Here is a 9,205-nt window from a genome sequence, read left to right on the forward strand (position 1 = left end):
CGGTTACCATCACGGCATGCAGTGGTGGAATGACTTCGTCGATTGGTTCACATCCTCGGACGCGCGTCCGATGGTCTTCTCTGCGGTGGTCCTTGCGATCGCCGTGATCCTGTCCGGCCTGCTCGCCGCCTGGATCGCCCGGGGCGCCCTCAAGGGACTCCTCACCCGTACCGACCGCCAGCACAAGGCATCCGCGATCGCTGCACTCGTCGACGCAGCGACGGAGGCCTCCGTCTGGAACTCCCTCACGCCGGCCGAGCAGGTCCTGTCCGACCGCGCGGTCGGCCAGGCCGACATCATGGTGCGGCTGCTCCCGATCAGGAACGCGGGCCTCGCAGCGACCTGGGCAGGTCACCAGCTCGCCGAGATGAAGCGGGCGTCGGCGACCTTCGGCTACCAGCTCGATCCGGCCATCGCCGAGTTCCGCGACCGTCTCATCGAGTGGCAGAAGAGCCCGCGACGCGCCAAGCGGATCTTCCAGAGCGACCTGGAGCGCTGGCGCTTCGAGAGCGCCGAGCCCGAGAGCGCGGTACTGGCCCAGCAGGATGCGTGGGTCGCCCAGCAGCACCACGAGCAGTACGTTCCCGCCACGCCGGCGAACACGGCCACTGTCTCGCCGGACGAGACCACGATCGCAAACCCGTTCGTCGCGGCGGCCGCTGCCGGATCGCAGGAGCACGACACCTCCCCCAGCCCCCGCCTCGGCCAGCCGGTCTGACGCGGAGCTGCGCACACTCCACCCGCACGAAGGGCGCCGGCATCATGCCGGCGCCCTTCGTCGTTCTCCCGCTGGTGTCAGCGGCTGTACGTGCCCGCGCCCCACCACTCGTCGAACATGCTCGCCGGAGGCTGCCGCTTGTGCTCGGTCGCCCGATAGCGGGCCTCCAGCGCTTCGGCGACCTCCTCCGCGACGTCCTTGCCCTCCAGGAAGTCGTCGATGTCGTTGTAGGTCAAGCCTAGGTTGTCCTCGTCGGTCTGCCCGGGGTTCAGGTCGAGGAGGTCGGCCGTCGGCGCCTTCTCGTAGAGCCGGGCGGGTGCGTCCAAGAACTGCAGCACCTGCTTGCCCTGCCGCTTCGTCAGCCCGGTCAGGGGCAGGATGTCGGTCCCGCCGTCGCCGTACTTGGTGAAGAAGCCGGTCACGGCTTCCGCCGCGTGATCGGTCCCGATCACGAGAAGCGTCCGCTGACCGGCGATCGCGTACTGCGCCACCATCCGCATCCGCGCCTTCACGTTGCCCTTCACGAAGTCCGACATCCGCACGCCGAGCGCATCCCCGAACTCCGCCTCCACGCCGTCGGTTCCGCGCTGGATGTTGAACACCACCGAGCTCTTGGGCCGGATGAAGGAGAGTGCGAGCTGCGCGTCCTCCTCGTCGCGCTGCACCGCATACGGAAGGCGCGCGGCGACGAAGTCGACGTCCGTCCCCTCGGCAGCGAGCCGCTCCACGGCGAGTTGCGTGAGCCGGCCGGCGAGCGAGGAGTCCTGGCCGCCGCTGATCCCGAGGACGTAGCCCGCGGCGCCGGTCGCACGGACGTAGTCCACGAGGAACCGGACGCGACGCTCCACCTCTTCGGACGGGTCGATCTCGGGACGGACGTGCAGTTCTTCGATGATCCTTGCCTGAAGTTCGCGCATGACGCCCAGATTATCCCCGGAGCGTTTCAGCGGTGTGAACGCGAGCCCAGGATGCTCTCACGCCACACGGCTTACGGCGCGCGCCAGGATCGCCGTGGTGAGCGCATCCACCGGCTCGCGTGCCGCCGACGGGTTCGATAGGAGCGTGAAGTCCACGTGGCCCAGGTCCGGGAGCGCGAAGCGATTCGTGACCTTGATCAGATCGGTCGGGATGAGTGAGCGCGGGAAGACGGCGACCCCGATTCCCGCGCGCACGGCGGCCAGCACGCCGTTGACCTCGCGCGTGTTGCAGGTGATCCGCCAGGTGCGGCCGGCCGACTCCAGCGCATCGATCGCGACCTGGCGGCTGAGGCTCGGCCCCTGGTAGGAGATCAGCGGGACGGGGCCGTCCGGATCGAGCGCCGTCTTCTCCTGGCCCATCCAGACGAGCTCATCGGTCGCGACGACCGTGCCCTCCGTCGTCCCCGGAGTCTGCTTGATGAAGATCAGGTCGAGGTGGCCGGCCTTGAGCTTGCGGTGGAGCGGAGCGGACTGGTCGACGGTGAGCTCCAGGTTGATCTGCGGATTCTGCTGGCGGAAGTGCCGGAGGATGCGCGGCAGCGTCGTGATCGCCAGGTCGTCGGCGGCGCCGAAGCGCAGCCGGCCCCGCATCGCCGAGCCGCTGAAGTAGCTCTCCGCCTCTGCGTGGGCGGCGAGGATGGTGCGCGCGAAGCCGGCCATCGCGTCCCCGTTGTCGGTGAGTCGCACGTCGCGGGTGTCGCGCGCGATCAGCTGCCGCTTCGCGGACTGCTCCAGCTTCCGGATCTGCTGGCTGACCGTCGGCTGGCTGATGCCCAGCCGCGCGGCCGCCTTCGTGAAGCTGTGCGTGTCGGCGACGGCGAGGAAGGTCTGGAGCAGCACAGGGTCGAACATCCGCATCCATTCGAAAAGCCAATGAGAGTTATAGCCGTGATCGGCTCCAAGAATAGCCGGGCTTGCGTAGGGTCGGAAGGGACACTTCATACGGAACCAGCGACGACATCGAGGTAACACCCTGTGGCGCACTCCCCCGCAGCCGCCCCGCCCACCGGACCCATGCCGGTCCTCACCGCCCGCCCGCCGTGGCGCGAGACCTTCGCCTCGCTCCGCGTGAACAACTACCGCCGGTTCGCGGCGAGCAACCTCGTCGCCAACACGGCGGTGTGGATGCAGCGCATCGCGATGGACTGGCTGGTCCTGCAGCTCTCCCACAGCGTCGCCGCCGTCGGTGTGACCGTGTTCATGCAGTTCACGCCGATGCTCCTCTTCGGCCTCTGGGGCGGTGTCATCGCCGACCGCTACTCCAAGCAGCGGCTCCTGGTGATCACGCAATCGAGCGCTGCGGGCCTCGCGGCTCTGCTGGCCGTCCTCACGCTGACCGGAGTGATCGAGGTGTGGCACGTCTACGCGATCTCGTTCGGGTTGGGGCTCGTCACCGTCGTCGACAACCCGGCCCGGCAGGTGTTCGTCAACGAGCTCGTCGGGCCGCACTACCTGCGGAATGCGATCAGCCTCAACTCCTCGATCTTCCAGCTCGGCGGGCTCATCGGACCGGCGCTGGGCGGCATCCTGATCACGGCGGTCGGCGGCGGCTGGTCTTTCGCGATCAATGCCGTCGCGTGTCTTGCTGTGGTCGTCGCCGTCGCCACCCTGAAACGGTCGGAGCTGCACGCCTCCCCCGCGGCCCCGCGCAGCAAAGGCCAGCTGGCCGAGGGGATCCGCTATGTGCGCCGGAAGCCGGTGATCTTCTGGAGTGTCGTCATGGTCGCGGTGATCGCCGTCTTCGCCTTCAACATGCCGGTGTTCCTCGCGGCCTACGCGAACAACGTGTACCACGTCGGCGCGCAGGGATACGGGATGTTCAACGCACTCGTCGCCGCCGGCGCGCTCACCGGGGCGCTGGCATCCACTCGGCGCACCAGTGTGCGACTGTCGATGGTGGTCGGGACGGCAGCGGCGCTCGGAATCGTGCAGGCGCTGGCCGGCTTCGCCCCCGGCGAGCTGGCGTTCGGGATGCTGCTGATCTGTGTCGGTGTCGGCAACCTGCTGTTCGTCACGGCGGCGAACTCGCTGGTGCAGATGTCGTCGAACGTGCAGATCCGCGGACGCGTCATCTCCCTCTACATCCTCGTGCTGCTCGGCGGGCAGGCGCTCGGCGGCCCGCTCATGGGATGGATCGTCGAGCAGGTCGGGCCGCACATCGCCATGGCGATCTCGGGGCTCGTCCCCGCCGCGGCGGCCGGTGTGATCGCGATTCTGATCGCGCGACAGGCCAGCCTCCGGCTGCGCTTCGGCCTTCGCGGCCGCCGTCCGGTCATCGCGATCGTCAACCGCGCGGGGAAGACCGGGCAGACGCTCTGAGGTTCACGGCATCCCCTCCGGTATCGTGGAGTCGACGCCCCCGTAGCTCAGCGGATAGAGCAGGAGCCTTCTAATCTCTTGGTCGCAGGTTCGATTCCTGTCGGGGGCACCCAGTCGCTCGGCATTCGTCACGAATGTGCACCTACACAGTCTCGAAGGGCACATTCGTCACGAATGTGTGGCGCGCCGGCGCGTAGCGGGCATGAGAAAGGGCCGGACTCTCGGAGTCCGGCCCTGTGTTGGGGTGAGTAACGGGGCTTGAACCCGCGACCTCCTGGACCACAACCAGGCGCTCTACCAGCTGAGCTATACCCACCACGGTCGCTGCCGGCCCGACCGGGCCGATGCAAGCAACTCAACGATTCTAGTACATCCGCGAAGACCATTTCTCCACGACGCCGGCGGCGACGGCCTGGGTGTCTTCGGTGGTGGGGCCGGGAGGCGCCACGAACGCGGCAGACCGGTAGTAGTCGAGCTCGCGGATAGACTCGAGGATGTCGGCCAGGGCCCGGTGGCCGCCGTTCTTCTCCGGCGCGTTGAAGTAGATGCGCGGGAACCAGCGGCGCGAGAGCTCCTTGATCGACGACACATCGACGTTGCGGTAGTGCAGGTGGTTGTCGAGGCGGGGCATGAACTTGGCGAGGAACATGCGGTCGGTCCCGATCGTGTTCCCGGCGAGGGGAGCCGTCCGTGCGGCCGGCGCGAACTTCAGCACGTACTCCAGCACCTCGTACTCTGCCTCGGCGAGGCTCTTGCCGTGCGGGATCTCGTCGATCAGACCGGATGTCGTGTGCATCTGCCGGACGAAGTCACCCATGTTCTCAAGGGCGGAGTCGTCGGGCTTGATGACGATGCTCAGTCCCGGGTCGAGGACAGTGAGCTCGAAGTCGGTGATCACGACCGCGATCTCGACGAGCTGGTCGACCTCGAGGTCGAGGCCGGTCATCTCGCAGTCGATCCAGACCAGTCGATCCGAGGAAGTAGCCATAACAGGGAGTCTAGTGCGGGCCCCCGACAGCCCACGGCGGTGCGGACGCGGCCGCAGCAGGCTCCGCGGCCGACTCCGGACCTCTCACCTCGGCATAGGGCACCCCGAGCGTGTGGGCGGCGTGCGCGGCGAGCAGGCGATGCCCGCGCGCGCTCAGGTGCACCCGGTCGGACGCCCACATCGCCGGATCCCGGAATTCGCGGACACCCCACACATCCAGCACGGTCGCCCGCTGATCCCGCGCGATGCTCCAGATGTTGGCGTTGAAGACGGCCGCCCGGCCGCGGAAGGGTTTGAGGAAGAAGGCGAACTGCGGGTCGAAGATGTTCGCGAGCAGCACCGTCGTCCCCGACGCCCGCAGCGCACGGATACCGCCCTCCAGCCGTGAAGCGAGCGCATCCGGGTCGGCGGCCGGACTCATCAGGTCGTTCCCGCCGATCATCACCGAGACGAGATCCGGCCCGAAGTCGAGCGCCTGCGGGATCTGCGCATCCACCACATCGGCGATACGCCTGCCGCGCACGGCGAGGTTGGCGAACTCGAGGGAGGTTCCGGCCAGCCGGGCGTCCCCGTCGAGGATGCCGGCGAGACGGTCGGCCCAGCCCAGCCAGCTGTCGGCCTGTCCGGGCAGGGCGTCGCACAGGCCCTCGGTGAGCGAGTCTCCGAGGGCGACGTATCGCGTGAAGGTCGTTCGGCTCACGGGACGATTGTGCGGGCCGACACGGCGCGACAGGGCCGGCGACAGCCTCCACCGCACGATGGTCGCCGCGATTTCGCCCGACGTACACTGGCGATGTGGATTCGACACCGGCCGTTGCCCCGCAGGTCACCGGCGAAGCGCAACTGATTCTCTACACATCGGCGTTCTGCGAGCCGTGCATGCAGACCCGCGCGGTGCTCGCGGAGGCGGCTCGTCTGGCCCCACGGATCGTCGTCACCGAGCTGGATGTGGCACGTCACGCCGAGCGCGCGGAGCAGGACAGCATCCGCTCGACGCCGACGGTGATCGTCACAGGGGCGAACGGCGACGAGGTGTTCCGCGCCGAAGGCGTTCCGACGCTGGCGCAGGTGCTTGCAGCGGCGGCAAAAGCTCTCTGAGCGGGCCATGGCGTCGACGGGACTCGGTGCGAACTACTGGAAGCTGTGGACTTCCTCAGGATTCTCGAACCTCGCCGACGGGGCGATGAAGGTAGCCCTCCCGCTGGTGGCGGTCCGTTACACGGACTCCCCCGCGCTGATCGCTGGGCTCACGTTCGCATTCACCCTGCCGTGGCTGCTCTTCGCGCTCACGGCCGGCGCGTTGGCCGACCGGCTCGACCGCAGGCGGCTGATGCTCGTCGCCAATCTCGCCCGCGCCTTCTTCCTCGCATGTCTGACCGCCGCATCCCTCGCCGGAGCCACCTCGATCTGGCTGCTCTATGCGGCGGCCGTCTGCGTCGGCGTAGCGGAAACGGTCTACGACACGTCCTCGCAGTCGATCCTGCCGCAGCTGGTCGCGCGGGATAAGTTGTCGCGGGCGAACGGGCGCCTCTACGCGGCCGAGCTGACGGCCAACCAGTTCATCGGCCCTCCCCTCGGCGGGTTCCTTGTCGCGGCCGGGGTCGTGTTCGCCTTCGGGACGCCGGTACTGCTCTGGGTGGCTGCCATCGGGATGCTCCTGCTCCTTCGCGGACGCTTCAGCGCCCGGCGCACGGAGCGGACCACGATCCGCGCAGACATCGCAGAAGGCTTGCGTTTCCTGGGAAGCAGCACGCTGCTGCGCACGCTCGCCATCATGGTGGGCGTCTTCAACTTCGCCAGCTCGGCGGTCTTCACCGTGTTCGTGCTCTACGCCGCCGGGCCGCATTCGGCCATGAAGCTGAGCGACCCGGCGTACGGCCTGCTGCTCACCGCATCCGCCCTCGGAAGCGTCATCGGGACCTTCCTGGCCGAGCCGGCGGAGCGGGTGCTCGGACGCTCGCGGGCCCTCCTGCTGACGGTCGCCGGCTCGCTGCTCGCCGTCGCGACGCCCGGTTTCACCGCCGATCCGTTCATCATCGGAGCCGGCCTGCTGATCGGTGGCATCACGGTCTCGGTCTGGAATGTCATCACCGTGTCCCTGCGCCAGCGCGTCACGCCGACGCGGCTGCTGGGCCGGCTGAACAGCGCCTACCGGTTGCTCGCCTGGGGCACGATGCCGCTCGGCGCAGCCGTCGGCGGCATCATCGGGCAGCTGTTCGGCGTGCGCTGGGTGTTCCTCGCAATGGGCACTCTCGTCGTGCTCCTGCTCATCCCGATGCTCTGGATCTCGGACCGCCGCATGGATGACGCCGAAGCCGCCGCCGAGGCCGAAGAGGCGGCCGTCGATGGCTGACACGCACACGACCTTCCCAGGTTCTATGCCTGACCTGTCCAGAAACAGCGCCTAGGGTCGGTCGGCGACGGCATCGACAGCCGTCCGTGCCGCGCAGGTACGCATCCAGTCCCCCCGAACCCGAATAACCGAGGCGCTTCGGCGCCCGTTCCTGGATGCTCACCGTTTCGAACGCCCGGCACACCCGCGCTGCACGCTGCGCCTTCCGGACCACGGGTCCACCGGGTGCTTTCGTGCGTGCTCCGCGGTTGTCAGCCCGCAGGACCCTCCCGAGAAGTCCGGGTCCGGACGTGTGCGCGCCCACCGGTGCAGCATGCGTCAGCCGGGGAAACCCTACCCAGGAAAAGCATGCTGAGTTCCCTCCTCACCTCCGTAAAAAATAGCCCCGTCCCCCTCAGTCGCCTCATCTCCGGCGCTGCCGCCGTCCTCATCGGCGCCAGCCTCCTCGCTCCCTCGATCGCCCAGGCCCAGCAGCAGGAGCAGCACAGCGAGCAGGTGACCCGCCAGCTCTCCCAAGCCAATGGGATGCAGCACGAGCAGCTCTCCGTCTACGACTCCATCGTGCGCGACCGCCTCCAGAGCGAGGCGGAGACGACGTTGAGCGGCGCGCAGGCGACCGTCGCCGCCTACCAGTCCAAGGCTGACGCGTCGGCCGCGAAGACCGCGATCGCGGGCCTGAGCAACTTCACCAAGCTGGACGACGCCAAGCTGCGCAGCAGCATCGACGCCACGCAGGCCGCCTCCGACAAGCTCGCTGCGGCCGCCGCGGAGGCGGACCGCCGTGCCGCCGCCGCAGCAGCGGCCGCCGCAGCCGCCGCCCAGGCAGCCGCCGCTGCGCAGCAGAACGCGAACACGCCGGACGCCGCCAAGGCGACCGCCGCCGCCATCGCCTCCAGCCAGTACGGCTGGGGTTCCGACCAGTTCCAGTGCCTCCAGCAGCTGTGGCAGCGCGAGTCGCAGTGGAACTACCAGGCGATGAACCCGGGCAGTGGCGCTACGGGCATCCCGCAGGCGCTCCCCGGCAGCAAGATGGCGGCCTTCGGCACCGACTGGGCCACCAACGCCACCACCCAGATCAAGTGGGGACTGGACTACATCGCTCGCGGCTACGGCACGCCGTGCGGGGCGTGGGGCCACTCCGAGTCGTACAACTGGTATTGATCCGCGGTTAGCGACCGGCACGTCTGCCGGCGGGCGTGCGAACGCCCGCCGGTAGACTTCCCCGGGTGAGCAGCAGCGGCGACCGCGGGCCGGGCCTCCGGCTCGACCAGGAGGCCTTCGAGGCCCTCGTCACCGACGAGCTCGACCAGCTGCCGGACGAGATGGTCGACGGCCTCGACAACATCGTGTTCGTCGTCGAGGACCGCCCGGAGGACGGCTCACTCGACCTCCTCGGCCTCTACGACGGTGTCGCGCTCACGGAGCGCGACTCGTACGGCTTCGGCGAGATGCCCGACCGCATTGTGCTGTACCGGGAGCCGTTGCTCGCGATCTGCGCGGACGAGGAAGAACTGCGCGACGAGATCCACATCACCCTCGTCCACGAGATCGCCCACTACTACGGCATCGACGACGACCGGCTCCACGATTTCGGCTGGGCGTAGCCGGCCGTGGCCCACTCCTCGTGGGCTCACCGGCTACGGTGATCCCATGACAGAGCCGCAGCCTCGTCGGGCCGAAGGAGCGTCACAGCTTCCCCGGAGCGCTGCTGACATGGTCCGAGTCAGCAAGATGCTGTCCCTGACGCTCCGGCACGACCCCGGCCACGTCGGAGTCCAGCTCGATGGCGGCGGATGGGTGGACATCGACGTCCTCCTCGAGGCGTTCGCGCGCCACGGTATGACCGTCAG

At 68.5% G+C, this 9,205-nt stretch carries 11 protein-coding genes and 2 tRNA genes; 8 read left to right on the top strand and 5 right to left on the bottom strand.

Going from position 1 to position 9,205, the window contains the following annotated elements:
- The first annotated feature begins 16 nt into the window (after window positions 1–16).
- The gene (locus tag ACPYOG_RS09850) at window positions 17–718 is read left to right on the top strand and encodes a hypothetical protein (RefSeq protein WP_481294050.1); all 702 of its coding nucleotides are present in this window, start codon (window positions 17–19) and stop codon (window positions 716–718) included.
- A gap of 77 nt (window positions 719–795) precedes the next feature.
- Here ACPYOG_RS09850 and nadE read toward each other — a convergent pair whose 3' ends face one another.
- Together nadE and ACPYOG_RS09860 are read right to left on the bottom strand one after the other, a co-directional pair.
- A complete protein-coding gene (gene nadE / locus ACPYOG_RS09855) occupies window positions 796–1,635 on the bottom strand; it encodes an ammonia-dependent NAD(+) synthetase (protein ID WP_481294051.1) in 840 nt (279 codons plus the stop codon).
- A 57-nt stretch (window positions 1,636–1,692) separates the two neighbouring features.
- Window positions 1,693–2,547: a LysR substrate-binding domain-containing protein gene (locus ACPYOG_RS09860; RefSeq protein ID WP_481294052.1), complete on the bottom strand. Its 855-nt coding sequence runs from the start codon at window positions 2,545–2,547 to the stop codon at window positions 1,693–1,695.
- A 162-nt stretch (window positions 2,548–2,709) separates the two neighbouring features.
- Between ACPYOG_RS09860 and ACPYOG_RS09865 the strand changes: the two genes are divergently transcribed.
- Window positions 2,710–4,014: an MFS transporter gene (locus ACPYOG_RS09865; protein ID WP_481294059.1), complete on the top strand. Its 1,305-nt coding sequence runs from the start codon at window positions 2,710–2,712 to the stop codon at window positions 4,012–4,014.
- A 36-nt stretch (window positions 4,015–4,050) separates the two neighbouring features.
- A tRNA-Arg gene (locus ACPYOG_RS09870) sits at window positions 4,051–4,123 on the top strand.
- Window positions 4,124–4,254: 131 nt separating this feature from the next.
- Here the strand turns inward: ACPYOG_RS09870 and ACPYOG_RS09875 are convergent.
- From ACPYOG_RS09875 to ACPYOG_RS09885, 3 genes are all read right to left on the bottom strand, one after another.
- Window positions 4,255–4,330 (bottom strand) — tRNA-His (locus ACPYOG_RS09875).
- Between the two features lie 48 nt (window positions 4,331–4,378).
- Complete coding sequence (gene orn / locus ACPYOG_RS09880; RefSeq protein ID WP_090040101.1) at window positions 4,379–5,002, bottom strand: oligoribonuclease; 624 nt, start codon at window positions 5,000–5,002, stop codon at window positions 4,379–4,381.
- Window positions 5,003–5,012: 10 nt separating this feature from the next.
- Complete coding sequence (locus ACPYOG_RS09885) at window positions 5,013–5,702, bottom strand: SGNH/GDSL hydrolase family protein (RefSeq protein ID WP_481294053.1); 690 nt, start codon at window positions 5,700–5,702, stop codon at window positions 5,013–5,015.
- A gap of 95 nt (window positions 5,703–5,797) precedes the next feature.
- Between ACPYOG_RS09885 and ACPYOG_RS09890 the strand changes: the two genes are divergently transcribed.
- The 5 genes from ACPYOG_RS09890 to ACPYOG_RS09910 form a co-directional block, all read left to right on the top strand.
- The gene (locus ACPYOG_RS09890) at window positions 5,798–6,100 is read left to right on the top strand and encodes a thioredoxin family protein (protein WP_481294054.1); all 303 of its coding nucleotides are present in this window, start codon (window positions 5,798–5,800) and stop codon (window positions 6,098–6,100) included.
- Between the two features lie 7 nt (window positions 6,101–6,107).
- Window positions 6,108–7,355: an MFS transporter gene (locus ACPYOG_RS09895; protein ID WP_481294055.1), complete on the top strand. Its 1,248-nt coding sequence runs from the start codon at window positions 6,108–6,110 to the stop codon at window positions 7,353–7,355.
- 348 nt (window positions 7,356–7,703) lie between these two features.
- The gene (locus ACPYOG_RS09900) at window positions 7,704–8,516 is read left to right on the top strand and encodes an aggregation-promoting factor C-terminal-like domain-containing protein (protein ID WP_481294056.1); all 813 of its coding nucleotides are present in this window, start codon (window positions 7,704–7,706) and stop codon (window positions 8,514–8,516) included.
- Window positions 8,517–8,581: 65 nt separating this feature from the next.
- A complete protein-coding gene (locus ACPYOG_RS09905) occupies window positions 8,582–8,959 on the top strand; it encodes a metallopeptidase family protein (protein WP_481294057.1) in 378 nt (125 codons plus the stop codon).
- A gap of 109 nt (window positions 8,960–9,068) precedes the next feature.
- The coding region (locus ACPYOG_RS09910; RefSeq protein WP_481294060.1) for an RNA 2'-phosphotransferase at window positions 9,069–9,205 on the top strand (137 nt) is incomplete at its 3' end.

It is taken from the genome of Leifsonia sp. HAY1-4F (genome assembly GCF_056755275.1).

Excerpts from the sequence above, each read along its gene's own strand:
- ACPYOG_RS09850 (WP_481294050.1), top strand. The coding sequence starts at position 17 with ATGCAGTGGTGGAATGACTTCGTCGATTGGTTCACATCCTCGGACGCG.
- nadE (WP_481294051.1), bottom strand. The coding sequence starts at position 1,635 with ATGCGCGAACTTCAGGCAAGGATCATCGAAGAACTGCACGTCCGTCCC.
- ACPYOG_RS09860 (WP_481294052.1), bottom strand. The coding sequence starts at position 2,547 with ATGTTCGACCCTGTGCTGCTCCAGACCTTCCTCGCCGTCGCCGACACG.
- ACPYOG_RS09865 (WP_481294059.1), top strand. The coding sequence starts at position 2,710 with ATGCCGGTCCTCACCGCCCGCCCGCCGTGGCGCGAGACCTTCGCCTCG.
- orn (WP_090040101.1), bottom strand. The coding sequence starts at position 5,002 with ATGGCTACTTCCTCGGATCGACTGGTCTGGATCGACTGCGAGATGACC.
- ACPYOG_RS09895 (WP_481294055.1), top strand. The coding sequence starts at position 6,108 with ATGGCGTCGACGGGACTCGGTGCGAACTACTGGAAGCTGTGGACTTCC.
- ACPYOG_RS09900 (WP_481294056.1), top strand. The coding sequence starts at position 7,704 with ATGCTGAGTTCCCTCCTCACCTCCGTAAAAAATAGCCCCGTCCCCCTC.